21 protein-coding genes are annotated in these 26,345 nt (G+C 62.6%); 14 read left to right on the top strand and 7 right to left on the bottom strand.

Features of this window, described 5'->3' with window-relative positions; translation table 11 throughout:
* The first annotated feature begins 20 nt into the window (after nucleotides 1-20).
* From tal to P1T08_12265, 10 genes are all read left to right on the top strand, one after another.
* Nucleotides 21-1,121, top strand: a complete 1,101-nt coding sequence (tal, locus tag P1T08_12310; GenBank protein ID MDF1596852.1) for a transaldolase — start codon at nucleotides 21-23, stop codon at nucleotides 1,119-1,121.
* A 275-nt stretch (nucleotides 1,122-1,396) separates the two neighbouring features.
* The gene (locus tag P1T08_12305) at nucleotides 1,397-1,939 is read left to right on the top strand and encodes a sigma-70 family RNA polymerase sigma factor (protein MDF1596851.1); all 543 of its coding nucleotides are present in this window, start codon (nucleotides 1,397-1,399) and stop codon (nucleotides 1,937-1,939) included.
* The gene (locus P1T08_12300; GenBank protein MDF1596850.1) at nucleotides 1,936-3,351 is read left to right on the top strand and encodes a sialidase family protein; all 1,416 of its coding nucleotides are present in this window, start codon (nucleotides 1,936-1,938) and stop codon (nucleotides 3,349-3,351) included. The genes P1T08_12305 and P1T08_12300 overlap by 4 nt, the downstream gene beginning before the upstream one ends.
* Nucleotides 3,352-3,360: 9 nt before the next feature.
* The gene (locus P1T08_12295) at nucleotides 3,361-3,960 is read left to right on the top strand and encodes a hypothetical protein (GenBank protein ID MDF1596849.1); all 600 of its coding nucleotides are present in this window, start codon (nucleotides 3,361-3,363) and stop codon (nucleotides 3,958-3,960) included.
* Nucleotides 3,961-4,155: 195 nt separating this feature from the next.
* A complete protein-coding gene (locus P1T08_12290) occupies nucleotides 4,156-4,686 on the top strand; it encodes a SigE family RNA polymerase sigma factor (protein ID MDF1596848.1) in 531 nt (176 codons plus the stop codon).
* The gene (locus P1T08_12285; protein ID MDF1596847.1) at nucleotides 4,683-6,305 is read left to right on the top strand and encodes a hypothetical protein; all 1,623 of its coding nucleotides are present in this window, start codon (nucleotides 4,683-4,685) and stop codon (nucleotides 6,303-6,305) included. Before P1T08_12290 ends, P1T08_12285 begins: the two co-directional genes overlap by 4 nt.
* 9 nt (nucleotides 6,306-6,314) lie before the next feature.
* Nucleotides 6,315-7,049, top strand: a complete 735-nt coding sequence (locus tag P1T08_12280; protein ID MDF1596846.1) for a hypothetical protein — start codon at nucleotides 6,315-6,317, stop codon at nucleotides 7,047-7,049.
* Between the two features lie 236 nt (nucleotides 7,050-7,285).
* Nucleotides 7,286-7,843, top strand: coding sequence for a sigma-70 family RNA polymerase sigma factor (locus P1T08_12275; protein MDF1596845.1), 558 nt, complete (start codon nucleotides 7,286-7,288; stop codon nucleotides 7,841-7,843).
* Entirely contained in the window at nucleotides 7,840-9,240 is a 1,401-nt protein-coding gene (locus P1T08_12270) for a hypothetical protein (protein MDF1596844.1), read from the top strand. Before P1T08_12275 ends, P1T08_12270 begins: the two co-directional genes overlap by 4 nt.
* A 149-nt stretch (nucleotides 9,241-9,389) precedes the next feature.
* Nucleotides 9,390-9,974 carry a hypothetical protein gene (locus tag P1T08_12265; protein MDF1596843.1) on the top strand — a complete coding sequence of 195 codons (585 nt, stop codon included), beginning with the start codon at nucleotides 9,390-9,392 and terminating at the stop codon, nucleotides 9,972-9,974.
* A gap of 1,186 nt (nucleotides 9,975-11,160) precedes the next feature.
* Here P1T08_12265 and P1T08_12260 read toward each other — a convergent pair.
* From P1T08_12260 to P1T08_12235, 6 genes are all read right to left on the bottom strand, one after another.
* A complete protein-coding gene (locus P1T08_12260) occupies nucleotides 11,161-14,424 on the bottom strand; it encodes a UvrD-helicase domain-containing protein (GenBank protein ID MDF1596842.1) in 3,264 nt (1,087 codons plus the stop codon).
* 83 nt (nucleotides 14,425-14,507) lie between these two features.
* Nucleotides 14,508-15,362, bottom strand: a complete 855-nt coding sequence (locus P1T08_12255) for a HAMP domain-containing sensor histidine kinase (protein ID MDF1596841.1) — start codon at nucleotides 15,360-15,362, stop codon at nucleotides 14,508-14,510.
* A 111-nt stretch (nucleotides 15,363-15,473) separates the two neighbouring features.
* A complete protein-coding gene (locus P1T08_12250; protein ID MDF1596840.1) occupies nucleotides 15,474-16,490 on the bottom strand; it encodes a response regulator in 1,017 nt (338 codons plus the stop codon).
* A complete protein-coding gene (locus P1T08_12245) occupies nucleotides 16,487-18,685 on the bottom strand; it encodes a response regulator (protein MDF1596839.1) in 2,199 nt (732 codons plus the stop codon). Before P1T08_12245 ends, P1T08_12250 begins: the two co-directional genes overlap by 4 nt.
* A gap of 191 nt (nucleotides 18,686-18,876) precedes the next feature.
* Nucleotides 18,877-20,451, bottom strand: a complete 1,575-nt coding sequence (gene guaA, locus P1T08_12240; protein MDF1596838.1) for a glutamine-hydrolyzing GMP synthase — start codon at nucleotides 20,449-20,451, stop codon at nucleotides 18,877-18,879.
* Nucleotides 20,451-21,611, bottom strand: a complete 1,161-nt coding sequence (locus P1T08_12235) for a GuaB3 family IMP dehydrogenase-related protein (GenBank protein ID MDF1596837.1) — start codon at nucleotides 21,609-21,611, stop codon at nucleotides 20,451-20,453. The genes guaA and P1T08_12235 overlap by 1 nt, the downstream gene beginning before the upstream one ends.
* A 196-nt stretch (nucleotides 21,612-21,807) precedes the next feature.
* Between P1T08_12235 and P1T08_12230 the strand changes: the two genes are divergently transcribed.
* On the top strand, nucleotides 21,808-22,569 hold the full coding sequence (locus P1T08_12230) for a CPBP family intramembrane metalloprotease (protein ID MDF1596836.1): 762 nt from the start codon (nucleotides 21,808-21,810) through the stop codon (nucleotides 22,567-22,569).
* Nucleotides 22,570-22,680: 111 nt separating this feature from the next.
* On the opposite strand, the gene trpS is transcribed toward P1T08_12230, so the two are convergent.
* The gene (gene trpS / locus P1T08_12225) at nucleotides 22,681-23,661 is read right to left on the bottom strand and encodes a tryptophan--tRNA ligase (protein ID MDF1596835.1); all 981 of its coding nucleotides are present in this window, start codon (nucleotides 23,659-23,661) and stop codon (nucleotides 22,681-22,683) included.
* A gap of 198 nt (nucleotides 23,662-23,859) precedes the next feature.
* On the opposite strand from trpS, the gene P1T08_12220 reads away from it, so the two are divergent.
* The 3 genes from P1T08_12220 (at nucleotide 23,860) to P1T08_12210 (ending at nucleotide 26,244) form a co-directional block, all read left to right on the top strand.
* A complete protein-coding gene (locus P1T08_12220; protein ID MDF1596834.1) occupies nucleotides 23,860-25,551 on the top strand; it encodes an aminotransferase class V-fold PLP-dependent enzyme in 1,692 nt (563 codons plus the stop codon).
* Complete coding sequence (locus P1T08_12215) at nucleotides 25,548-25,760, top strand: hypothetical protein (GenBank protein ID MDF1596833.1); 213 nt, start codon at nucleotides 25,548-25,550, stop codon at nucleotides 25,758-25,760. Before P1T08_12220 ends, P1T08_12215 begins: the two co-directional genes overlap by 4 nt.
* A gap of 139 nt (nucleotides 25,761-25,899) precedes the next feature.
* Nucleotides 25,900-26,244 (top strand): hypothetical protein, encoded by a 345-nt coding sequence (locus P1T08_12210; GenBank protein MDF1596832.1) that lies wholly within the window; start codon nucleotides 25,900-25,902, stop codon nucleotides 26,242-26,244.
* Nucleotides 26,245-26,345 lie beyond the last annotated feature (101 nt).

The raw sequence follows: 26,345 nt of genomic DNA, 5'->3' as shown, positions 1-26,345 counted from the left end.
AGAACTGATATCTTTGGCCCATGTCCACTCTTCATGCCATCTCTGCACTGAAACAAAGCGTCTGGTCGGATCAGGTTTCCAGGTCGATGCTCGACAATGGCGAGCTCAGGCGACTGATCGACGAAGACGGGATCAGCGGCGTCACGTCGAACCCGACGATTTTCGCCAACGCCATCACCGGATCTTCGGATTACGACGGTGCCGTCTCGCAGCTCGCCGCCGGCGGAGCCGGCATAGAGGCCATATACGCGGAGTTGGTGAAGCGCGATATCCAGGATGCCTGCGATGTTCTCCTACCCATATGGGCGAAGGGCGGCAAGCAAGACGGGCACGTCTCCGTCGAGGTCTCCCCCGAACTCGCCCACGACACCGAAGGCACCATTGCAGACGCCCGCGCCTGGTGGCAGAGGGTCGATCGGCAGAACCTGCTGATCAAAGTTCCGGCCACGAAAGCCGGACTGCCCGCCATAGAGCAGCTGATCTCTGAGGGCATCTCGGTCAATGTAACCCTGATCTTCTCCCTGGATCGCTACCTCGCGGTGATGGATGCCTACCTGACCGGCATTGAGCGCCAGCTCGCGTCCGGCGGCGACCCGGGGCCGGTTGCCTCGGTGGCGTCGTTCTTCGTGTCGAGATTCGACAGCGAGGTGGACAACCGCCTTACGGCCCTGGGGACGAACGCCGCTCTGGCACTACGCGGGAAGACTGCCGTGGCCAACGCTCAAGCCGCATATGGTGCGTTTCTGGATACGTTTGCCGGTGAGCGCTGGGAGGCGCTCGCCGCAGCCGGAGCCCAGCTGCAGCGCCCCCTGTGGGCCAGCACCAGCACCAAGAACCCCGACTACGACGACCTGCTCTATGTTGAGCCGCTCATCGTCGGCGACTCTGTGAACACGATGCCGCTGGCCACAATCGACGCCTATCGCGACCACGGCGATCCCGACCCAACGCCGTTCGGAGCAGAGGAGATCACCGCCGCCCGGGCCACCCTCGACCATCTGGCGGTAGCCGGTGTCGACTACGACGACGTGGTCCAGGTTCTCGAAGACGAAGGTGTCGAGAAGTTCGCCGTGTCGTACCGGGAGTTGCTGGCGGGTATAGCCGGGCAGGCAAGCAGCTAGCGCGACTACCACCAGGCGGACCGTCGCCGGGGTCCCCTCTGCTTCGAAGACTCAGCATCTCCCCCGCTCCGCGAGGGAGAAACGCAAAAGCCAACCCTCGTTCGATACGAGACCACGTCGTATACCCCGTTCTCCCACCACGAAGTGGGGGGAGTCCCGAGTCTTCTCGGGGAGGGGGGCAGGTTTGCCGGTGTGATGCGGGACCGCCAACTTCCGTGCTGCACGCAGCGGGACGCTGTCCTCCTCTTCAGGGCGTTCGGGCGTGTTAACTGGTGATGACATCCTTCGAAGGCGTCGATGTGGGGATAACAGTGAGGGCATCGGCTGAGGTCGAATCGTTCGGTGAGTTCTATCGCTCGCAGTATCACCCGGCGGTTGCACTGGCGTTCGCGATCACCGGGGACCGAGCTGCTGCCGAGGACATCACCCAGGAAGCCTTCATCACCGCACAGAAACGCTGGGATCGCATTGCACAGTACGACGCCCCGCATGCCTGGCTTCGGCGGGTGGTCACCAACCGATCGATTTCACGGATCCGGCGCCGCCACTCTGAAACGAACGCGGTGATCCGTCTCGCCGCCGAGCCTCGCGGTGAGCGCGGCAATGCACTGAGTGCCGAGACAGTCGAACTGTGGGAGGCCGTTCGGTCACTTCCCAGGCGGCAAGCCCAGGTCGTTGCGCTGACTTATCTCGAGGGGTACACGATTCCCGAGGTCGCCGAAATACTCGGCTGCCGAGGCACTACCGCCAAGACCCATCTCCAGAGAGCCAAACAATCGCTCGCTCAGAAGCTGCAACTCGTCGAGGAGGAAGCATGACCAAGCTCGAGCAACGTCTGCAATCCGCCGCCTCGGACCTCAACCGTCACGTCCGATCGGCCTTTGCCGTCCCCAAACCGGGCCTCGAGAGACTTCCTCGGAGGCTGAACAGACTCGCCGTCGCGGCCGCCACCGCGGCCGTCTGCCTCGTATCCCTGATCGCCATCGCCCTTATTGCACCGTTCGGCCCCGACGCTCCGGTGGCCGACGAGCCGGGCATCGTCGCTCCGACTGGCTCGACTTCGCCCGGCACAACCCCGGCTAGCCCGGCCGGATCCCCATACGCATGGACTCGTGTCGCCGACCCCGACCTCGGCGGTGAAGGGAACCAGGAGATCTATTCGATTCGCGGCGTGTCCTCGGGACTGATCGCGGTTGGTGAAGATCGATACTCACCTGCGGTGTGGGCGTCGGAGGACGGTCTCGACTGGCATCGCGTCAATGACGCAACGGACGCCTTCGGTTCTGAACAGAGCCCGTACGGCGAGGACTCCCGGCGATGGCTCCTCGACATCGCCGAAGGAAATGGGCGCCTGGTCGCGATCGGAATCGACGTCCTGCACCGTCCTGGGGAATCGCATGTCAAAATCGACCCGGCCGTGAAGGTCATGGCGTTCTGGTACAGCGACGACTATGGATCGACGTGGGCCAGGGTCCCCGACGACGGCGACGCGTTCCGCCTGGGGTCGGGCCCCCTACGGTCCGATGCACGGATCATCGCCACGCCTACCGGTTTCCTCGCCGTTGGCGAGGCGATCTGGACATCGCCCGACGGAGGCTCGTGGACACGGGCAAATGTACCGGGATCGTATGTCTCCGATGCAATCGCCACAGGAACCGCCATCCTGGCAGTCGGGGCCGTCGGCCCCGATGATGAGTGGGCGTATCGAGAAGCCGCCTGGTATTCGACCGACGGCACGAACTGGAAGTCCGCCGGGGTCGAGACGGCACCCAGCTTCCAGGGGAGGTTCGCTGCCATGGCGGAGACAGGAGATGGATACTTCGCCCTGGGTTCCGGATCCCGCCGACTCGTTTGGTTCTCCACGGACGGCTTCACCTGGACCTTCAGGGGCGGCTACGAAGAGAACGACGGGTATGCAGCCGACCAGGTCCACGACATCATTGCCGTCGACGACACGATCGTCGCCGTAGGTGCGCGAGAGGCATACCTAGCAACGGCCGCCACCGTCTGGGAATCGACCGACGGCGGGTTCACATGGACGGTACGGGAGGATCAGGACGTGTTCGGCAACCCCAGATCGGAGTCCCGCCAGTCGGAAGCGTTCTCAATCGTGAAGTTCGAAGACCACATAATCGTCGGCGGCAGTTTCGGCAACAACCTTGCCCAGCGAGGCCTCCTCGAGGGCAACGGCGACGCCGCGGTATGGGTCGGCACCCCGACGGATTACTAGGAGACGGATATGAAACGCATAGCGATGATCGCACTGGTGCTGATGATGCTGCTGGCCGCGACGCCGGCGATGGCCGCCAAGGGGGGCAAACCGCTGGGCAATCCGGATCGGTTCGAGGTCGAACTGAGCGGAGTTCTCAACACCACGTGCGCCACGGAGGGCACCATCCCCATGACCGGTACGGTTCCAGGCACTTTGTCAGCTGGCCTATCGCCCGAAGTAGTCGTCGGAGTGAACCTCGCTGTCCCATGGGAGCGCGACTACGACGCCGGATGGGGTGCATCGGCCGCTGCGTTCAGCGGCTGCCACGGAATCGGCCCGTACGTGCCCGACGGCTCGTTCGGCGGGACGCTCATCCTCGAGGTCGACGGAGACGGAGAGGTCACGTTGGTGAACCTCCTGTTCGACTACTACTGGCAGTTCGGGGTCAATCCCAAGAACGGGCGACCTGTTCAAGAGGTGCTCGAGATGTTCTCGCTGAAGTCCTATGGAACCGGAACCTTCTCGGTGACTCTCTTCACCAAGGAGGGCAAGGAGATCGTCAACGACTGGATTCCGGTTGGAAGCTCCGAGGGAACTCTCACCGCCACAATCACTCCGGCGGGCTGACCCCACCTCACCCTTGCTTGTTCTTGCGTGAGTTCCTCCCGGAGTGCGCGACGGGCGTGACCCCGGAGGTGGTTATGGGGAATGGGCGCGATTGGGGCCGTTGGACCCTGTGCCCGGTAGGCCGCTCCGTCCACCATGGAACAACCTTGTACTCCAGCATCGGCCTCTGGTGCGAGTTAAGGGTGGAGGGTGCAGATGGGACGCGAGGCCGAAGCCTCACAGGAGATACGAACGCTCGAAGCGGCGCCGTTCGCGGAGTTCTATGAACGGGAGTACCGGCCCGTCGTCGAGTTTGCCTGTGCCTTGACCGGCGACCGGTGGGCTGCCGAGGATCTTGCCCAGGATGCGTTCATTGCCGCTCAGCGTGACTGGCAGAAGATCTCGGGGTACGACTCTCCCGCCGCCTGGGTGCGCAGGGTGGTCGCCAACAAGTCGGTGTCGAGACTCCGCCGAACCGGAGCGGAAAGCCGCGCTCTTCTCCGACTGCAACACAAGGCACCGGCACCTCCCCCGCAACTTTCGGCGGAGTCTGTCGAGGTATGGGCGGCGGTCCGCCGCCTCCCGAAGCGCCAGGCACAGGTCATCGCCCTCACCTATCTAGAAGACCTATCAATCCAGCAGATCGGCGAAATACTTGAATGCTCACCCTTCACGGTGAAGACCCACCTGCAGCGAGGTAGGGCAACTCTTGCCGAGTGCCTGGGAACAGAAGGGGGGACGTCATGACGCTCGATCAACGACTTCGTCCGGCCGTCGACGAGATGCATGATTTCGGATCAACTCTCCGGGTCCCTGTCCTCGAACCTGATCGTCGCCGGTTGGCTCCGAGGCGCAGAGGTTGGGCCCTTGCCATGGCAGCGGCGGCCGCGCTGGTGATCATCATCGGACTAGCCGCGCTCCTCGCACCTCTCGGCGGAGAAGAGGCTCCATTCGTGGACGAGACGACGCCGGCGCCTGCTCCGACGACCGCTCCTTCCCCATCGCCCGAACAGTCAGTCCCAGCAGAGCCCGAAGTAGAAACTGTCACCACCGCTGTAATCGCGACGGCGGAACCGGCCATCAGCTGGGCCACGGTCGACTGGGAGCGGATATCCGACACAAATGGCGACTTGGGAACCACGGGTACACAACACATCGAGTCGGTCATTGCTTTCGATTCCCGGTTCGTCGCCGTCGGCACCGACTGCGCCGGGCCATGCGAACCAACCCCGGAGGATGGTTGGGATGCAGCAGTGTGGATCTCAGAAGACGGTACAGACTGGTCCAGGGTTCCACATGACGAAGCGGTATTCGGTGGGCCCGGCAGCCAGGACATCATCGACGTTGTGGAGGCCGGACCCGGTCTCGTCGCCGTTGGAATCGTCGACCAGGCATATTTTGGTTTTCGTAGATCGCAACAGGAATTCCGACCGGATGCGTTCTCCGCCATCTACGGCTTCGATCAGGAGTATGGACGCGACGACCTGGATGCCGCGGTCTGGACATCTGCCGATGGATTGACCTGGAATAGGGTGGCCGATCCGAGTGGAGTCTTCAGCGGGCCAAGCGACGGTTCATCCCCTGATGCCGGTGACCAGGCGATGGAAGCCGTCACCGTGGGCAACGGGTTGATCGTGGCGGTTGGCTCGGCTCACAGCGATGCGGCGGTATGGGTCTCAACGGACGGGATCGAGTGGCAACGGATCGCTCACGACGAAGATGTGTTCGGGGGCCCATCAAGCAAATGGATGCACGATGTCACATACACGGGCGAACGATTCATAGCTGTCGGGACCGACCTCAACCAAGCTGAAACCGGAGAAGGAATCATGCGGGGAGCCGTATGGGTGTCTGAGGACGGATACGAATGGACACGACTCCCCAGTGACCCATCGGTGTTTGGCGGCCTGATCGAGCAAAGCGACGATCTCGCCGAGTCCGAGCCGTACTTCATCTGGACGGTGACGACCACCGAGACGGGCCTCATCGCCGCAGGTACTTCACCAACCCGAATGGCCCTCTGGACTTCGGACAACGGTCTGGCTTGGACCCGGGTTTGGGACGACACAGCGCCCTTTGCTCGAGCCCAGCCAAAGGTGTTCTTCAACACTGCCAACCTCAAACACGACCCGGTGAAGGCGCTCCTCGAGACCGAGAGCGGGGTTGTGGCCGTTGGTTGGGATCGAGACACCGCGTTCGTGTCCTCCATCAACTCGGAGTGGCACTTCGAACATGACCTGGTGGTTGGCCAGTTACTCGTAGAAACAGCCATGACCGACGTTATCGATGCCGGCGGGGGCCGCCTGCTGGCTGTGGGATACAGCGGAAGCGATGCCGCCGTCTGGATCGGAAACACATCGAACTAGGGAGAATTCATGAAACACGCATCAGCCAAAGAACCGCACAAGGCAAAGCCCGTCAGGGTCTCAGATATAGGAAGCAGATGGCGATTCACCACGGGAATGGTGCTGGTATTAGCGTTGGTGCTGACGCTCGCAGCCGTCGCGGCAGCCGCTCCCCCGGATTTCTGCAATCCAGAATCGCCCGACTACAGACCTGATCACCCCAGTTGCTCCAGCACGACGACAACGGCGCCCCAGCCTTCCGAAGTACAAGCCTGCACAACAGACGTGCTATCTGGCATCAACGGTTCAGGCGCGACCAGGTTCGAATGCCTCTGGACGCCGGCGCCGAGCGAGACTGAGATTGGCACGGTGACGGTCACGCCCCTTGGCGGCGCCATCTCGAACCTGGTGGTGTTCGTTCGTGATGCGTCGCCCGGCGACATCTGTGTGCTGAAACAGGAGTGGGCCGACCAGACCGGTGCGAGCTACACGGCAACCTTCGACCTCGCCTACGGATACCTGCCGAGGGATGCCGACTGGGATCCCGACGACATCTACCCGGATTACGCGCCTTACGAGAACGAGACCTACTGGAGCCTCGGCGGCCAACACTGGTGCTATCCGCAGGATCCGATCAAGGGAATGCGGGCCGACCCGAACGGGAAGCCTTTGCACCTGCAGGTGAACTTCCGGATCAAGAAGGGAACGATGGTCGACATTGTCCTGGACCCGCCGCAGGTCATGTCGCCACCAACTAGCCCCTAGACAGAGCACCGGACCACTAGGTGGGGCAGGGAAAGGGGGACCCTGCCCACCCTCCAATCCGTTCTTGCGTTAGCTCCTCCCGATACACGGGAGCGACCCACGCACGAGCAAAGGAGAGAAACGGCGCAATCCTTATCGTGGTGGGAACGTCCCGGTCTGCGAGAGCACTCCACGCAAGAACGGGAAAAGGACCGCGGCCTTGTACTCCAACTCGGTCTCTCAAAGCGTATTAATGGGTGAGAGCCGGATTGGGGAAGGCAGTGGCAGAAACCCATTCTCCGCCGAGGGGCGAATACCAGAGCGAAACATCGTTCGCTGCCTTCTACGCTCGGGAATACCCGAGGATTGCGGAACTCGCCTATGCCCTCACCGGTGACCGGTGGATTGGTGAGGATCTCGCCCAGGACTCTTTCATTGCCGCCCGCCAGAACTGGGCGGAAGTCGGAACATACCCGGCACCCGGAGCCTGGATCCGCCGGGTCGTTGCCAACAAAGCGGTGTCGCGGTACCGCCGGACGCAGGTCGAACGCAGAGCACTCCCCCGCCTGTGGCGCCGGCCGACCGGCGACACACCACCAGAGGTGGCAGCCGAAGCGGCGGAGATCTGGGCCGCCGTACGCCGCCTACCGAAACGCCAGGCGCAGGTCATCGCCCTCACCTACCTCGAGGGTCACAGCCTGTCAGATATCGGGGAGATCCTGCAGTGTTCACCATTCACGGCCAAGACCCATCTTCAGCGAGGCAAGCAGACGCTGGCCACGTACCTTCGAGTCAATGATGAGGTGACGGAATGACCATCGATCAGATGCTGAGCGACGCTGCCGAAAGCCTCCACAGCTATCGGGATGCGATCGTAGGTCCCGACCTGGACGAACGGGTCACCCGGCGGCGCCAGGCGTCACCGACTCAACGAAACCTCGCCATTTCACTGGGCGCGGCTGCCGCGCTGGCGCTCGTTATCGGTCTAACAGCACTGCTGGCCCCCCTCGGGGACGACGAAGCACCATTCGTCGAGGAAGTTGCACCGACGACGGTTCCGGTCACCTCAGTCACTTCCCCGCCGGAGAACACCACACCGCCGACCCCGACCACGGCCGCCGCCGTGCCGGCCGAGCCGGTTCCATCGATCACATGGACCCGCATGGAACTGGCCGCTACATCCGCCGAGGCAGCGCTCGACACCATCGCTGCCGCTGAGGATGGTTTCTTAGCCGGCGGTTTCGACGGACGGGACGCGGCGATCTGGAGGTCCGACGACGGGTCCGCCTGGGAACGGGCGACGATCACTCCGGCAGGTGAGGAGTCTGGCGACTCGTCAGACGGAACTTTCGCAGAGGTCGTTGGATTCGCCTCGCTAGGTGAGAGAACGGTGGCGGTGGGATTCGAAGGCACAGGAGCGGCGGGGGACATGTACTTCGCAGGGCTCGACCGCTGGAACAGCTCGGCCTGGTTGGATGCCTCTCCGGTCGCCGTGGTCTGGTCCTCTGGCGACGGTGCGATTTGGACACGAGTACCTCATGACGGGGCCGTGTTCGGCGGCGACGACGTCGTACTACGGATGTGGGCGGTGGCCGCCTCGCCCGACCAGTTCGTGGCGGTCGGTGACGCCGTGTGGCGCTCCGCGGACGGGCTCACCTGGGAGCGATCACCGTCGCCGGGCGGCACGCTCTTCTCGATCATCTTCGACGGTACTCAGTTCGTGGCAGCAGGACTCGACCCCAGTGGGCGGGAGGGGATGTATCGCTCGATCGACGGAATCGAGTGGGTCGACATGCCGGTCGAGCAAGGCGACGGCTGGTGGCGCCCGGCACCGTTGCTCGACGTCGCCAACGTGGGCTATGCCTACCTAGCGGTGGGACAACTTGGAGTATGGCGAGCCGTCGACGTCAGCGTCGAGGCGGAGAAGATCTATCAGGTCGATACCAACATCGGCTCGTACCTATCCGGGATTGCCGTCGACGGCGACCTGGCCGTGGCCGTCGGCGAGAAGAACCAGGGCTTCGTGAGCACCTCTAGCGACGGCGGACAGACGTGGACGAAAGAGAAGAACCAGGACGTCTTCGGTATGAGGTATCTCGAGGATGAATCTGGGGCCATCCGCGACGTTGCTCTGGTGGAAGGTCGCATCGTCGCCGTGGGCCGGGTCGGATTCGGGGCGCCGGCCGTCTGGATCGGCGAGTGGACCGACTAGGGAGGGGGAAGGCATGAAGCAGCTATCGGCAAGAGGTGGAGACTTGAGGAGGCTCCCGACGGGGGTAGGACTAGATCTCCTATCCGCCCCGGGCCCAAGCAGCGCCAAACCGCTGTGCGGTATCTGGTTAGGGGAGCGAAAGGAGCGTCATGAGGAAGAGTCTGATCCTGGTCACTGCCCTAGCGGTGCTCGTCGCCCTGGCGGCACCAGCCGCAGGGAAGGGGAAACCGCCTCAAGAACCGGCCGCAGTGCGGGAATGCGCGATCACCGCGGACGGTGAGATCTCTCTCAGTGGCACGGGCACCATCAGATTCGAATGCCTCTGGACACCGGCGGAGAGCGATACAGGGGTTGGCACCGTCACCGTCAAAGCTGTCGACCCGATCTCGAGGGAACCTGTCGAAGGCCCGATCTCCAGGGTGATTGTGTTCGTCCTTGATGATTCGCCCGGAGACATCTGCGTGCTCGAGCAGGACTGGGAGGGCCACACGGGTCCTTCCTACACAGCGTCCTTCGACCTGGCTTACAGCGAGATGACCGACCCGTTCTCCTGGTACTCAAACCAGACCTACTGGACCTGGGATGCCGGTCATTGGTGCTATCCGCAAGATGGTGATTTCGATATGCGAGACGACTCGAATGGCAAGCCACTCCACCTGCGAGTGGACTTCCGCGCCAAGAAGGGCACCACGGTCGAAATCACGCTGTCACCACCGCAGGCGACCACGCCCTAGACAGAGCAGCGCGACAAGAGTGGGCGGGTTTGGGGGAACCCGCCCACTCCCAATCCCGTTTTGCGAAAGTTCTCCCGGCGCGCGGAAAGGCTTCTAACGAATCCTCGGAATCAGGTACTCCGTCGGACATCGCTCAGACGTGTTAAGGGGGAAGAAGAGATCGGGCCGAGATGACGAAACAACGAACGACACCCGGAAGGCCGGAGATTTAGGCGCCCTTCCAGGCTCCGGCGCCCGGGAACACCTCGGGAGAACCCATGGAAGCCTGTCATAAACATGACGGCCTCGAGCGTTTGTTTAGTGAGCGGCTTGTTAGGCGCATCCTGCACACTGCGACATAGGAGTAGAGAAGGGAAAGATGAAGGGGGGTCCGTATGTTGCCCGATTACCGGGGAGCAAGAGCAATACAAGAGGTCCGACTGCAAGCGGCTGAGAATCTTCGCCGCGATAGAGGGAGTCCACTCAAACTGACCCGATTCGGTCCACGGTTGGAAGCGAGGCTCCACCGGCTCATCAAACGGCACCGCCAACGAGCCGGCCACCGCCGCTGGAGACATCCGCTGACCCACTAGGCGGCGCCAGACACGAGGGGCGGGTTCCAGGGGGAGCCCGCCCCTTCTCCGCGTGCCCCTGCCTTTCTCCGACCGGGCAACTCGTCGAGCCCGCAGGCTCTCCACTTCATGCTCTCGCCTACACCGGTCTCGAACCCGCAACGCAGAGCGGCGCAGGTCAAGGGGCGGGTTCAAGGGAGACCCGCCCCATCTCTGGGCGGTTTCACCGCGTACGGTTGTCTTGAGAATCGGGGGCTCAATCGTTGGACTGGCGTGAGTGCTGGAGATCTGACGTTGACGTCCGATGCCGACAGACCGTATGTCGCCTCCACAACCTGGGATCGACGGGTGAGATCGGTAGATGCGGATAGATCCGAATCCAGTCGACCTGTCCGCCCCCTCCGATTCGAAGACTCAGCATCTCCCCCGCTCCGCAGGGGAGAAACGCGGAAAGTGACTTCACCCACCCCAACAACCCAATCCCATTCTCCCACCACGAAGTGGGGGGAGTCCCGAGTCCTCGAGGGGAGGGGGGCGGTTTGACGGATCTTGCTGGTTGCCCCCCTACCCGCTGCTGCGCAACGGGTCCCTTCCCCCCTTCGGGGGGGCCGACCTTCTCGAACCTCTTTCCAAGGCTATGCCTTGGAAAGAGGCGCCCATGCCAGCAGCAACCGTTTGCGGCCGCTCTCGTCGAAGACCACCCAGGCTTCTGCCCGGTCGCCGGTGCCGGTGATCTCCTCCACCACGCCGGCGCCCCACTTGCCGTGCAGCACCCGATCGCCGACGCCGATCTCGTCGGCGGAAACGGTTGCGCCCGGTGAAGGCGAAGCGATCTCCTGGCTCCGACGGGTTCGCTTCGGCGCCATGGTCACCAGATCTTCTGGGATCTCTCCCAAGAATCTGCTCGGGGCGTTGAAACTAGAACTGCCGAACAACATCCGCTGCCAGGCGTGCGTCACGTAGAGCTTCTCCTCCGCTCTCGTCACGCCGACGTAGCAAAGACGCCGCTCCTCTTCGAGTTCTTCGGGATCACCGAGCGAACGTGAATGAGGAAACACCCCGTCTTCCATGCCGACGATGAAGATGACCGGATACTCGAGGCCCTTGGCCGTATGCAGCGTCATCAGCGTCACCGCTTCGGCCTGGTCGTCGAGTTCGTCGATGTCCGTCACCAGGCTCACCTGTTCGAGGAACAACTCGAGCTTCCGCATTCCACCCAGCGTCGCCCACGGTCCGTCGTCGATGATCGAGCCGTCCATCGACTCCTCGAACTCCTCGGCCACCGATGCAAGCTCCCGGAGATTCTCCACCCGGCCGAGCGCCTCGACCGACCGCTCCGCTTCCAGTTCGGCCACGTAGCCGGTTTCCGCCAGCACCGCGTCGATTGCCGCCCGGGGACCGTCGGCCGCCGCCTCCTCGAGGCGATCAATTAGACCGACAAACTCCTTCACGCGGATCGCGGAACGCGCCGCCACCATCCCGATGTCGTCTATTCGAAGGAGTCCGTCGTAGAACGGGATCCGTCCATCCTGGGTAAACCGATCGATGTGGGCAATCGTCGATTGTCCGATACCCCGCTTCGGGACGTTGATCACGCGCTTGGCCGCCACCTCGTCGGTGCGGTTGGCCAGTAGCCGCAAGTAGGCAAGCGCATCGCGAACCTCACGCCGCTCGTAGAACTTCACTCCCCCGACGACGTTGTAGGGGATGCCGTACCGCACGAACACCTCCTCGAGGACCCGGCTCTGCGCGTTCGTGCGGTAGAAGATGGCGATGTCGCGGCGGTGATAACCCTGATCGTCGAGCAGTTCGATCTGATCGGCGACGAAGGCGGCCTCGTCGTGTTCGTCCTGGGCCTCGTAGCGGGTGATCAGCTCTCCCCGGCCCAGGTCGGTCCACAACCGTTTCGGCTTGCGGTGCAGGTTGTTGTCGATCACCGCGTTGGCGGCTTCGAGGATTATCTCGGTCGACCGGTAGTTGCGGTCGAGCACCACTATCCGGGCATCCGGATAGTCCTTCTCAAATTCGAGAATATTGCGGATATCGGCGCCTCGGAACTTGTAGATCGAGTTGTGAACCAGAACTCCGTTCGCCACGTAATGATGAACCGGGTCAACCTGCAGGTCATAGACCGGGCCGGAGTACTCCTCAACCTCGACTTGCTCCACGGCTCGCTCGACGAAACGCCCATCGGCCTCAACGAGAACCCTCATCCCCGCTCGAAGGTGAGCCAGCGGCGTATAGGAGTACATGTCCCCTCCTATTGAGGCTCGCCTTTGAATCTCGAGATCAGCAGCCAGCGTCATCCCCTTCGCCAGTTCGAGCGCCTTTGAATAGCTCTTGCGCGAAGTCTCGACGCGAAATGTACCGGGGAACTTGCCCGGCCTCACATTGAACCCCGCCTCACGCAAACGATCGGCGATATCGGACCGGTTCGATGACCACTGGACGCGGTGGTACCCAACGCCCGTTCGCCGATCTGAAAACATCGTCAAATTGACACTCTGGCGCCTCTGCCCGTTCTGCGGCCGGTAGTGAGGAAACTCGGCGTGCAAGTTGAAGTCTTCCATGAGGAACTTGGCGGCGCTGACGGTGTCCACCTCGTCATAGAGACGCTTCAACCATGGTTCATCCATATCGAGATTCCGACCAACGCCGTGGAAACGGGCGGTCAAGATTCCGTACTCAGCAGACAATCGCGATTCCCAGTATGCGGCCTCGGCCCTTGACGGGCAGACCTTCAGAATCCACACCTTGTCCGCGTGCTCCTGATTGCTGCGGACGGTCACTCCTAGGTCTGCCAGGCCTCGAGAGTTCGACCGGAAAGCTTTCGTGAGACCGAGCCGGAAGCCGCGATCGCCTCGATACATGAGATAGACGACATGGGAGTCCTGCGGCAGGTCCAGTCGGGCCGGTACCAGGTGATGAGGTGTTCCAACCAGCGTTGAGTCCCCGGCGTCGATGCGGTAAACGGGCCCCGAGTAGGTCCCGGGCTGAACGTGCGATACGCGGCCGGGGTGTAGATTGCCGTCGCCGGCCACCCCAACTACCTCGTCACCCACATTGACCTCCTCAATCGGCTTGTGGCCGGAGGTGGTCTTGATTGAAGTACCGGGAGGAAGACACTGGTCCTGATCACCCACCACACAGAGGTTGTGATGCGAATCCGTCAGCAGCTTGACCAGCATGTACTGGGCGTGGTTGGTGTCCTGGTACTCGTCGACCAGGACATACTGGAACCGGCGCTGGTACTGCTCGAGCACGTCGGGAAATGCCCCGAGTAACTCGACGGTGATCATCAGGAGATCGTCGAAGTCCATCGCCGATGCCTCGAGGAGGCGTTGCTGATAGAGGCGGTAGACGTCTGCCACTTGCTCGTGGTAGAAGCCCGAATCCTGGCTGCGGTAGGTCTCGAAGTCGATCATCTCGTTCTTGGCGTTCGAGATCGCCGCCCGAATACTCCTGGGCGGAAACCGCTTCGGATCGAGGTCGAGATCCGACACACACATCGTGATCAAGCGCAGCGAATCGGCGGCGTCGTAGATCGAGAAGGCGGACTTGTAGCCCAGGCGGTGGGCTTCACGTCGCAGAATGCGCACGCAGGCACTGTGAAACGTCGACACCCACATCGACCCGGCAACGCCCCCGACGAGGCTGGCTACCCGTTGTTTCATTTCGTCGGCAGCTTTGTTGGTGAACGTGATAGCCAGGATCGCGTGCGGAGACACGCCGAGGTCACGGATCAGGTGGGCGATTCGATAAGTGAGCACCCTGGTCTTGCCCGATCCGGCCCCCGCCACCACGAGGACGGGGCCGTCGGTAGCCGCCACACCCTCGCGCTGTGCAGGATTGAGGCCGTCGAACAGTGCTGAGTCGGTGATCGGACGTGCTGAATCCATCGGTCCGGCGATGGTACCTCAAACCGGGGACATCGAACTACAGGGCTGTAAGAACCCGAGCCACCAGGACGCCGGCGTAAGCCTCAAATCCTGTTGTCGTACACCTCTGTTTCGCTCGGGACCCCCCCCGCAGAGGGGGCGGGAGCAGGGGCGACCGGGATCGTGAGGCAGAAGCGGCTGCCCATGGGAAACCGGCTTTCGTACCAGACGTCGCCTCCCATCGCCCTCGCCAGCTCTCTGGCGATGGGCAGGCCCAGGCCGGTGCCCGTTCCGATCCTCGTATCTCCGTCGGCGATTTGCTGGAACTGCTCGAAGATCCGGCTCACTTCCTCGTCGGGGACCCCGGAACCGTTGTCTGAGACCACCACCATGTACTGATCTCCGAGAAACGCCCCCTCGACGAGGATCTGATCGCCGCCGAACTTCTTGGCGTTTTCGAGCAGATTCCTCAGCACCTGCTGCATCCGACGCACATCGGCGCGGACCAGCACTCCGCCGGGGATGGCCACCGAGGCCTCCTTGCCCATACCGGGCTGGAAGGTGAAATCGTTGACCCGGTGGGCCAGATCCGAGAGGTCGACGTCCTCGAGCTCGAGCGACAAACGGCCCGTTTCAATGCGGGGAATCACGAGTACGTCTTCTATCAATTCGGAGAGGTGTTCAGACTGTGAATTGATGATCCCCAGGAACTCGGCCACCTCCGAAGGGGGGAGGTTCTCCCACGACTCCAGGAGCATCGATGCAAACCCGGCAATGGAAGTGAGCGGTGTCCGCAACTCGTGGCTAACCATCGCCACAAACTCGTTCTTGATCAGTTCGGACCGTTCCGCGGCCAGCTGAGCCGCCTTCTCCCGACGTCTGGCTGAATAGACGGCGTAGGCCGCTATGGCAGTCACAATAACCGCCACCACCCCCAGGATGACCGACCACACGAACATCGCTCACCATCCTCCAGGCGTGGCGAATCCAGCGTCTTCCGGTAGATTCGGCAGAGTCATCCAGTAGGTTGAGGGCAGTTCGCCCCACTCACAATAGGACTAGTCACCCGATCAGGATAGCGCCCGGCGGTCAGATCTCGTCTCATACAGCGACGACAAGCTGGCCTGCGCCTCCTGTTGAAGAACGCGTTGATGATTGCGGGCTGAGTCCAGCACCGCCGCGATGGGATGTTCGACCATACGCAGCGTCTTGAGAACCTCGGGCGGGAACCGGGCAGGGGTCTTCGCAGCCAGCGCCAGGACCCCCACCGTCTCACCGTGGGAGCGGAGCGCCAGGGCCGCGAAGGACGGCCACTGCCCTCCATCATCCTCGCCGTCGGTGACCATCTCGGTATCGCTGAACGAGATCGTCAACTCCTCGGGGCTGAGGGGAATGGCCGCCAGTTGCTCTACGTGACCGGAGGTCAATCGCCGGAAATGCAAAATGCTCGATCGAGTGACGGGAGAATCCGCCCGTAGCTTCAGCAGTCTGTCGCCGACGACGGCGATGCCGGCCAGGTCGTAGGTTACGAAGCGACGAATGACGAACATCGTCTGCTCGAGGGTGGAGTCCAGATCCGTGGCACGGGTGGCCATCGTCACGATGTCGTTGACGATCGTTGTCTCGAACAGCTTGCGGTCGAGTAGCTGGGTCACGCGGCTGAGCACGTCCATCTCATCGAGCTTGAGTGGCGTGCGTTGCTCCCCAGACAACTGCGAAAGCGCCCGGCTGGCGTAGGCAGAACGGATGGCGCTGAGTAGATCCTCTCCCAGCGTCTCCTTCGTCAGGTACCCGTCGGCACCGGACTTGGCGCTCCAGTATCGATCCTCGGCCGAGTCGTGCGCCGTGAGGATCAAGACCGGGATATTTGCCACGGTCCAGTCCTCCTTGAGCAGGCGGCAGGCAACGTATCCGGTCATCCGCGGCATCTGGATGTCCATGAGTACCAGGTCCGGCAGTTCGGCGTAGAACTTCTGGATCGCTTCGATTCCGTCTTCGGCCGTCACGGTCTCGATGCCGTTGTTGGCCAGCAGGGCCGAAACTGCATGACGGATGACCGGGCTGTCGTCGGCGATCAGTATCTTCATGCGGATCGTTCCTCGAACGGGACGCCCCGCATTTGCAGCAGGCTGCGCAGCGTATCCACGAGGGCGCCCTTCCGGAGGTCGAATTTGTCGAGATAGGCGTCTACGCCGGCTTTCCAGGCTCGATCCTGGTCGTCGGGCGTGGCGACCGCCGACACCATGATCACCGGCATCGATTGAGAGCCAACCCGCACGCGTTCAATCAACTCGATGCCGTCGGAGCCCGGCATCTGATAGTCGACGACCAGGGCATCGAAATCTGATCCTGCGAGTTCCCGCCCTGCTTCGTCTGCATTCGAGGCAACTACGACATCAAAACCTTGCCCGGACAGTGCCGCACCGATCAGTTGGCGGACACCACGCGAGTCGTCAACGACCAACACGCGCGGACGGTGTTTGACCGGACGCGGGACCGAGCGCACACGCTCGCTGAGCTGGTCCGGGTCGACCACCACAACGACGGAGCCCCCGCCCAGCAACGCCGCCCCGGCCAGATGTGGCGAACCGGCCAGGACGGGGCCGAGACCCTTCACGGCTACCTGGCGCCTTCCATCGACCTGCGGAACCGTCAACGCCACCGGGCCGAGCCGGGTCCCAAGCACCACGATGTCGCTGAATTCCTCCGTTTCCGGCAGTCCGACGGCGGAGGCAAAGGATGACAGAGGCAGGGCACGCCCTTCGTACCAGAGTTCCATCCGGTCCTCTCCCGGGTGGATCTCTGCGACGGAGATCGGGAACGTGGCGAGAAGCGCTACCTGCGGGATTCCCCACTGATGGCCGTCGGATCGAACAAGTAGTACGTCCTGCAATGCCAGAGAAGCCGGCAGGGTTAGCGTCACGATCGTTCCTCCGCCGGGAGTTGTATCGAGACGCAGGCCACCATTCATCTCCGCCGCCATATCCGAGGTGGAAGCCAGTCCGACGCCATCCCCACTCAGATCGGACCGCTCGGCGAGCGTTGAGAATCCGGCAGCAAACAACAGGCGACCCACTTCGGCGTCCGAGAGCGCGGCGTTGGCCTCGGACTCCTCTTCAGCGACTTCACGGACTCGAGCCCAGTCAACGCCCCGTCCGTCATCCTCGACTGTGACCACGAGTCTGTGGTCTTTGACGCTCGCCCGAATCGACACCGTGGCGATCGTCGTCTTCCCGGCTGCGGCCCGCTCGCGCGGCATCTCGATTCCATGATCGATGGCGTTGACCAGCAAATGCCGGAGCGGTTCTCGAAGAGCGTCGACGATCTGGCGATCAACCTCGACATCGTCGCCCACCAATTCAAACCGCAACTCCTTGCCGGTTCGCCTACCGAGGTAGTTGGCGAGTTGCGGGAAGGTATCCGTGACCTCTCGAAGGGGCACCGTCGCCAGGTCCAAGGCCTGCGACTGGAGCTCATCGAGCGACTGCTCGACCCTGGCCACCGAGTTCTCCCAGGTGGACGCCAGGGCTGCGATCTCGCCGGGCCCGGCCGCCACAGCCAGACGAAGACCCTGCAAACCTCGGGCGAGGGCCTCCATATCGAGTTTCACCTCGACAGAGCGGTTGATCAATTGGTACAACTTCGCAGAATCGACCCGGGTGGCTTCGCCGATGATCCGCCCCTCGATTGTCGACAGCAATCCGCCGAGATCAACAGAGGCGCGCCCTTCGGCTTCCTCGACATCGTGTCGTGCCCGTACCTCGATGTCCGGCCGCGGCTGGAACGACGCCGGCCCTCCTCGGGGCGGCGGAGGTTCTGAGGGTTCTCCGGCGAGCCCCGGTGAGGTGCCGGGCCGGCTGTTGCCCGGCTTCGGGCCACCGGACGGAGCGTCACCGCCGCCATTGCCGAGATGAGCTCGAAGTGCAGTCAGGGCCGCCAGTAGCTCGCGCGGCTCGTCGCGGCCTTCGATGTCAACGGTCGGCAACAGGTGGGAAGCAACCCTGGATAGCAACTCGCCGAGTTCCCCGTCTGGCTCTCGCTGCCCATCGCGGAGTTCTTTCCATGTGAACTCGAGGAGCTTGCCGGCGTCGGCGATGGTCGGAAACCCCATGACCAATGCGTTGCCTTTGATGGTGTGGCCGTCGCGTGACAGAGCCTGGAGCGCGTCTAAGTCGAGCGTTCCCCCGCCGAGGGATTTCCCGCCTTCGATGAGATTTCGAGCTCGGTCGGCCACCTCCTCGCGGAAGATGGCTTGGAGTTCTTCGTTGTCGCTCCAGTCCACGCGCTACCTCTGAATCCGTATTCTCAACCGTATCGGCCGCATAAATGACCCCCTTGAGGCATATTGAGCGGGATCGTGCGTCTGACAACCTGAGGTTCTAGGTTATGAGTTTTGCGTTCTATGGGCGACCGCTCAAGCACAGATCTGCCCGCTTCGACCGCAGAACCTAGAACCCAAAACCTACAACCTCTTCACTCCCACTCGATTGTCGCAGGGGGCTTCGATGAGATGTCGTAGGCCACCCGGTTGATCTCCGGGACCTCGTTGATGATCCGGGAGGACATCGCTTCGAGCACCTCGTACGGCAACCTGGCCCAATCTGCCGTCATGGCATCGTCACTCGTGACCGCCCTGATGATGAGTGGATGAGCGTAAGTACGGCCGTCCCCCTGAACCCCGACCGTCTTGATTGCCGGGAGCACTCCAAAGGACTGCCACAACTCGTTGTAGAGGCCCGCTTTCCGAACCTCTTCGAGGACAATCGAATCGGCCGCCCGCAGAATATCGAGGCGCTCACGGGTGACGTCACCGATGATGCGAATCGCAAGACCCGGACCTGGAAACGGCTGACGCCAGACGATCTCCGGGGGTAAGCCGAGTTCTTCGCCGACCGCCCGCACCTCATCCTTGAAGAGGTCGCGCAATGGTTCGACGAGTTCGAACTGCATGTCATCGGGCAGGCCGCCGACGTTGTGATGGCTCTTGATCTTGGCGGCGTCCTTGGTGCCGGACTCGATGATGTCCGGGTAGAGCGTTCCCTGAACGAGAAAGCGCGTGTCGGTGAGATCGTCCGCAACGTCCTCGAACACCCGGATGAAGGTCTCGCCGATGATCATGCGTTTCGCCTCGGGGTCCGTGACACCAGCGAGCGCCTCGAGGAAGCGATCCTCGGCCTTGACGTGTATGAGGTTGACGTGAAAAGCGTCGCGGAAGGTTGCCTCAACCTGCTCAGCCTCGCCTGCCCGCAACAGGCCGTGATCGACGAAGATGCAGGTCAGCTGGCTCCCCACCGCTTTTTGAACCAGCGCCGCCGCCACCGAGGAATCTACGCCACCGGAGAGCCCGCAGATCACGTTCTCACCCCCGACCTGGGCGCGGATGGCATCGACCGATTGCTCGATGATGGAGTGGCGGGTCCACGTTGGTCGCGCCCCGCATGCCTCATACAGGAACCGTTGGAGGAGTTCCGTTCCCCTGGGCGTGTGGACGACCTCCGGATGGAACTGTACGCCGTACAGGCCCCGCTGCCGGTCCTCCATCGCCGCCACAGGCGATCCGGCCGTCGAGGCCGTGACGGCGAAACCCTCTGGAGCGGCCACGACTGCGTCTCCGTGGCTCATCCAAACATCCTGTCGCACAGGCAAATTGGAGAAGAGCGCCGAGTCACCGGATACCTCGAGCTCGGTCTTCCCGTATTCAGCTGTTCCGGTCTGCTCAACCGTGCCGCCGAGTGAATGAGCCAGCAACTGATGGCCGTAGCAAATCCCGAGCACAGGAATCCCGGCTCCGAAGATCGCAGTATCGATCTCATAGGCGTCGTCGGCATAGACCGAGGCCGGTCCGCCCGAGAGGATGATGCCGGCCGGGTTTCTGGCTTTGATCTCCTCGACCGTGATGTCGCGGGGGACGATTTCCGAAAGGACGTGAGCCTCTCTAACCCGTCTGGCGATCAGCTGGGCATACTGAGCCCCCAGGTCGACGACCAGGACCCGGTCGAAGTCGCCCGTTGAGGCCTGACCTGCCAACACCGCCGACTCGCCGGCCATCAACCCATCCCGACTCGTTGCGAACGCTGTAGGGCCTTTCCTTCGAACTGAAGCGATGGAGCCACCATGACTTCGGCCTTCTGAAACTCCTTCACGTTGGCATAGCCGGTAGTTGCCATCGACACGCGCAACGCGCCGAAGAGGTTGCGACGCCCGTCGTTCTCATGAGCGGGACCGGTGAGGATCTCCTGGAGCGTGCCGAGATTGCCGACCTGGACACGAGCGCCCCGCGGCAACGTCGGATGAAAGGTCGCCATCCCCCAATGGGAGCCTCGGCCCGGCGCCTCGGCGGCAGCTGCCAGAGGCGATCCGATCATGACGGCATCTGCGCCGCAGGCGATCGCCTTAGAAACGTCACCACCCGTCCGCATGCCGCCGTCCGCGATGACCTGGACGTATCGGCCGGTTTCATCGAGATAGCGGATGCGCGCCCCGGCCGCATCGGCGATGGCGGTGGCCTGGGGTACACCGACACCCAGCACACCCCGGGTCGTGCAGGCGGCGCCCGGACCAACGCCGACCAGCACGCCTACCGCTCCGGTCCGCATCAAGTGCAAGGCGGTTGAATAGGAGGCGCATCCACCCACGATCACGGGGGCGTCGAGGTCGGCGATGAACCGCTTGAGATCGAGGGGCTCGGTTTGCGTCGATACATGTTCGGCCGAAACAACCGTTCCCTGGATGACCATGATGTCGAGGCCCGCCTCGAGCGCCTGGCGATACAGTTCGCCTACCCGCTGGGGGGTGAGGCTGGCGGCGGTGACGATTCCCGCCGACTTCATCTCCTGGATCCGGCGACCGACCAGTTCCGGTTTGATCGGTTCGAGGTAGATCTCCTGCATACGCCTCGTAGCCTTTTCCGGCGTCAACTCGGCGATTTCCGCGAAGTGGGCTTCGGGATCCTCGTAGCGAGTCCAGAGCCCCTCGAGGTTCAAGACGCCCAGTCCACCCAACCTGCCGATCTCGACAGCGGTGGCCGGACTGATGGCGGAATCCATCGCAGAGCCCAGCATCGGCAGCTCGAATTGGAAGGCGTCGATCTGCCAGCTGATGTCGACGTCGTCCGGGTCCCTGGTGCGACGGCTCGGAACAATTGCGATGTCGTCGAACCCGTAGGCCCGGCGCCCCGTCTTGCCAATACCAATATCGATCTCCACCAGAACCTCCACCCGGATGGTCCGGTCACGGTACCAGGAGTCGCGGGTCGCGAGTCGCAAGTCGCGAGTCGCAAGTCGCGGTTCGCAAGTCGCAAGTCGCGAGTCGCGGGTCGCAAGTCGCAAGTCGCAAGTCGCGGGTCTCAGGGCTATGCGCGGGTCTCAGGGCTATGGGCGGGTCGCTCATTGCTACCCTCCCGGCGTGACCGAGCCGAGTACCACCGAGACCGAGCTGCCCCGCTTCACCTTTGGTGACGTTGTCCTCGTAGCGCTGGCCGGTTTCATCACCGCTTTGATCGTCACGGGCGTGCTGGCTGCGGTAGGCGACGTCGGAGCCGACGATATCGTCATGTCGGTTGTGGTATTGGTGCCGGCTCAATACCTCGGGCAACTAGCAGTGCTGGCCTGGATTGTCCGCCGTCGCAATACGACGTTCGCCGAAGGGCTCCGGTTCGATATCCAGCCCGGTGACATCTTCTATACGCTGGCCGGACTCGCCCTCCAGTTCGCCCTGGCACTGCTGTTCTTCCCGCTGTACGAACTGGCGGGTTTGGACGATTCGGGCCAGACGATCATCGATGTGGCGGCGGACTCCGAGTTGCCCCTCATCGCCATGATCGTTCTCTCGCTCACCGCCGCGGTGGCGGCACCGGTCGTCGAAGAACTCACCTACAGGGGTGTCCTGCTCCGCTCGTTGACCCGGCGAGTCTCGACCAGGGCGGCAATTCTCGTCTCGTCCCTCGTGTTCGCCGGCCTCCACATCTTGTCGGTCGATCTCACCGACCCGCAGTGGTTGCTCCAGTTCGGGATCCTGGTCCCACAGTTGATCCTGGTCGCAGTGCCCCTTGCCTGGCTGACACTGAAGCACGACCGGCTCGGTCCGGCCATCTTCACTCATGCCGGATTCAACATGTGGTTGGTGATCTTCATCGCCGGGGCGGACTACTTCTCAACGTTGGAGTGACTTTCACCGTTTCAGAGGTCAAGCTCATATCGAGTCCGCGACGCGGTATGTCACGTGCTCTGCGTTCTAGGTTCTAAGTTCTACGTTGTACGGTCGAGGGGCCTCGGCCCCTCAGGCACCCAGGCCCACCCGGCGGCGGACGTCTGCCATCTCCTGCTCGGCGCGCGTCCTGGCGTCGAGGGCGCCGCGCGCCATGATGCGGCTCACGTCCTGGTCGTCGAGCGAGTTGAAGGCATTGCGAATCGGGGCCAGGCCATCGACTACCACCTCCGCGACGGCTTCCTTGAACAGCCCGTACCCGGCATCGACGTATTCATCGACGAGATCATCGACCGATCGCCCCGTGTAGATGGAGAGGATGTCGAGCAGATTCGAGATGCCCGCCTTTTTCTCGCGGTCGTAGCGCACTTCTCGCTCAGAATCGGTTACGGCCGTCTTGAACTTCTTCACGATCGTATCTGCCGAATCCAACAGGAGCACTGAGCCCCGAGGATCACCGTCGGACTTCGACATCTTGGCCGTTGGGTCCTGCAGCGACATGATGCGCGCTCCCTTCTCCGGAGTGATCTGTTCGGGAACCGGGAAGGTCTCTCCAAAGCGGTTGTTGAAGCGGTCGGCAAGATCCCTGGTCAGCTCGAGGTGCTGGGTTTGATCGTCTCCAACCGGGACCGCATGCGCCTTGTGGACGAGGATGTCCGCGGCCATCAGAACCGGGTAGGAGTAGAGACCGAGCATCTGACCCACCTTCTCCGCTTTCTCCTTGTATTGGGTCATCCGGTTGAGGGCCCCGAGCGGCGTCATCGACCCGAGGATCCACGAAAGCTCGGCGTGCTGCGGTACCTGGCTCTGGAAGTAGAGAAGCGACCGGGAAGGATCCACACCCACGGCCATCAGCAATTTGGCGGTGAGTATCCGGCTGTCGTGGAGTTCCTCTGGGTCGTAAGGCACGGTCGTGGCGTGCAGGTCGACGACGCAGTAGATCGTGTCGTATTCCCCCTGGAGTGCCACCCAGTTCCTGAGGGCTCCCAGGTAGTTCCCGATGTGCACATCACCGGTCGGTTGAATCCCCGAGAAAACCGTTTGCTTGGTCACTGTCACTCCTGAAGAAAACGCCGGAGCCTCGAGGCGTCCGGCGTGTCGCGTTTAGCACTCGCGGGCGGGCCGTTCAGATGGTGAGCCGCCAATGAGTATCCGTCGTCATGATGGACTGAGGGTAGCCAGTCTCGATTGGCCCGTCACGTGAGCGGGCACCAACACCGGCCACGGCACATTGGCCTACTATCCCGTGTGATGGGTAACGATCAACTGATCACATCGATCCGGAACTCGGTGATCGGAAAAGATGATGTCGTCGAAGGACCATTCGGCCCGCGCCCCGTGATCTACGCCGATTACACCGCCTCCGGTCGGGCGCTGTCCTTCATCGAGGATTTCATTCGCGAGGCGGTACTTCCGCTCTACGCAAACACACATACCGAATCTTCAGGCACCGGCCTGCAAACTACTCGCTTCCGCGAGGAAGCGAGAGCGATGATCCGCCGATGTACGGCGGCCGGGAGCGAGCATGCCGTCATCTTCACGGGCAGCGGCTCGACGGGCGCCATCGACAAGTTGGTAGGCGTGCTGGGCCTGATGATCCCCTCCAAACTCGAGGAAACCCACCATCTTCTCGAGCACATTCCGGCCGAGGCGCGACCCGTTGTCTTCATCGGGCCCTACGAGCATCACTCCAATGAGCTCCCGTGGCGCGAATCCATTGCAGACGTAGTGACGATCGATGAGGACGCCGACGGCCATGTCGACCTCCATCATCTTCGGACCGAACTGGACCGATATCGCCACCGGCCGCTCAAGATCGGCTCGTTCTCCGCCGCCTCCAATGTGACGGGAATCCTCACTGACTGGGACACGGTCTCCACCATCCTGCACGAACACGGCGCGCTGAGCTTCTGGGATTTCGCCGCCGCCGCACCGTATGTCGGCATCGAAATGGGCTCAGCGGAGAACGGAAACCTCGCCTACAAGGACGCAATCTTCCTGTCGCCCCACAAGATGATCGGCGGGCCCGGAACGCCGGGAGTGCTGATCGCCCGCCGGGAGTTGTTCACCAATCGCGTTCCGGACGTGCCGGGCGGAGGAACCGTCGCCTACGTCAACCCGGACAGTCACCGCTATCTCGAAGATCCGGAACTCCGAGAAGAAGGTGGGACACCCGCCATCATCGAGTCGATCCGCGCTGGCCTCGTCTTCCAGTTGAAGGACACGGTAGGCGTCGAGGAGATCCGCACGCGGGAGGAGCAGTTCATCCGCCGCGCCATCCGTTCGTGGGAGGACAACCCGAACCTCGAGGTACTCGGCAACCACGACGCCGACCGCCTGTCAATCGTCTCATTCGTCGTCCGGCACGACGACCGGTATCTGCACCACAACTTTGTAGTGGCGATCCTCAACGACCTGTTCGGAATCCAGGGGCGGGGGGGCTGCTCCTGCGCCGGGCCATATGGGCATCGTCTACTGGGCATCGATATCGAGAAATCGCACGAGTTCGAACGGGAGATCGATCGGGGTTGCGAAGGTATCAAACCCGGATGGATCCGGGTCAACTTCAACTATTTCATCTCAGAATCCGTCTTCCAGTACATCCTCGACGCGGTGAATCTCGTTGCCGAGCAAGGGTGGAAGCTGCTGCCGCTCTACCGTTTCGAGCCAACTTCGGGTCTGTGGCGGCACCGCTGCCCGATCAAGGAAGCTCCAATGAGCATGGCCGACGTGTCGTACGAAGCGGGAGTGATGGTGTGGCCGCATCGCCGCCATGAGACCACCGAACCCGACCTGGCAGCGTATCTCGCCCAAGCACGGATGATTCTCGACGAAGCCCAGCACGATCTTCCGAGTCCGATCGGCATGCCGGATGTGACCGCCGACTTCGAGCATCTCCGGTGGTTCCCGCTGCCCGACGAGCTCAGACTGGACCGACGGTGACCGGAGAAGCCCAACGGAGTCAGACGCCCGTCGCGTTGGCGGTGGCGGCTGCGACGCTTGGCGCCGGGATGGCGATGCTCTACGTCGGCATACTGATGAGCCACGGAGACGTTTGGCTGCCCGCCAACCCGTTCGTGCTGGCGCTGGCAACCGGGGCGGGTTTCGCGTATGCGGCGGCGATTCCCCCGCAAGACCGGCTCCGATTCTGACCGTGACCGCCGGGATATTTCCGTCGTCGGGCTACCGGGGATCATGAGCCTCGGCATCCTGTTCTTGATCGTGGCCGCCGCCGCCGGTCTTGGTGCGTGTCGGGCTCATCCCACCTCGAGGACCTAGGCGGACGCAGCCGTGAACACCAGTTTCCAGGTCATGTTCCTTGTGAGCGTCGTGGCGGCATCGACTATCTACGCCTTCTATCTGGATGTGCGGCGGGAGGGCGAAGATCACCGGTTTGTCGACTGGCTGAAGACCGAGAGGACGGCCGATTGGGATGCATTGACTCGCTCAGACCGATTCCTGACGATCAGAGCAGTCGAGATACTTCGGCGCGGCCCCCTGGCGGACGACGCAGAATTCCGCGCCCGCTATCAGCGGACGCGGCACGGGGCCCGATTCTTTGTTGCGATGAGCGTGGCAGGCACCGCTATCGCACTTCTGATCGTCGGCACCACCCTCTTCGACTGGGACTGGTAGCAGCCGGTCGCTTCTGCGAACGGGTGTCCATGGCCATGTGAAAGTCCTCGTTGGTGGCCAGCAAAAGTCCTCGCGGTGGATGTGTAGGTAATTCACTGCGG

The sequence above is a fragment of the Acidimicrobiia bacterium genome, assembly GCA_029210695.1.
GTDB lineage: Bacteria > Actinomycetota > Acidimicrobiia > Spongiisociales > JAHEDJ01 > JAHEDJ01.
This window is presented reverse-complemented; position numbering and strand designations above follow the sequence as displayed.

Coding starts and splice junctions, on each gene's coding strand:
- tal (MDF1596852.1), top strand. CDS start 21: ATGTCCACTCTTCATGCCATCTCTGCACTGAAACAAAGCGTCTGGTCG.
- P1T08_12305 (MDF1596851.1), top strand. CDS start 1,397: ATGACATCCTTCGAAGGCGTCGATGTGGGGATAACAGTGAGGGCATCG.
- P1T08_12300 (MDF1596850.1), top strand. CDS start 1,936: ATGACCAAGCTCGAGCAACGTCTGCAATCCGCCGCCTCGGACCTCAAC.
- P1T08_12295 (MDF1596849.1), top strand. CDS start 3,361: ATGAAACGCATAGCGATGATCGCACTGGTGCTGATGATGCTGCTGGCC.
- P1T08_12290 (MDF1596848.1), top strand. CDS start 4,156: ATGGGACGCGAGGCCGAAGCCTCACAGGAGATACGAACGCTCGAAGCG.
- P1T08_12285 (MDF1596847.1), top strand. CDS start 4,683: ATGACGCTCGATCAACGACTTCGTCCGGCCGTCGACGAGATGCATGAT.
- P1T08_12280 (MDF1596846.1), top strand. CDS start 6,315: ATGAAACACGCATCAGCCAAAGAACCGCACAAGGCAAAGCCCGTCAGG.
- P1T08_12270 (MDF1596844.1), top strand. CDS start 7,840: ATGACCATCGATCAGATGCTGAGCGACGCTGCCGAAAGCCTCCACAGC.
- P1T08_12265 (MDF1596843.1), top strand. CDS start 9,390: ATGAGGAAGAGTCTGATCCTGGTCACTGCCCTAGCGGTGCTCGTCGCC.
- P1T08_12260 (MDF1596842.1), bottom strand. CDS start 14,424: ATGGATTCAGCACGTCCGATCACCGACTCAGCACTGTTCGACGGCCTC.
- P1T08_12255 (MDF1596841.1), bottom strand. CDS start 15,362: ATGTTCGTGTGGTCGGTCATCCTGGGGGTGGTGGCGGTTATTGTGACT.
- P1T08_12250 (MDF1596840.1), bottom strand. CDS start 16,490: ATGAAGATACTGATCGCCGACGACAGCCCGGTCATCCGTCATGCAGTT.
- guaA (MDF1596838.1), bottom strand. CDS start 20,451: ATGGCCGGCGAGTCGGCGGTGTTGGCAGGTCAGGCCTCAACGGGCGAC.
- P1T08_12220 (MDF1596834.1), top strand. CDS start 23,860: ATGGGTAACGATCAACTGATCACATCGATCCGGAACTCGGTGATCGGA.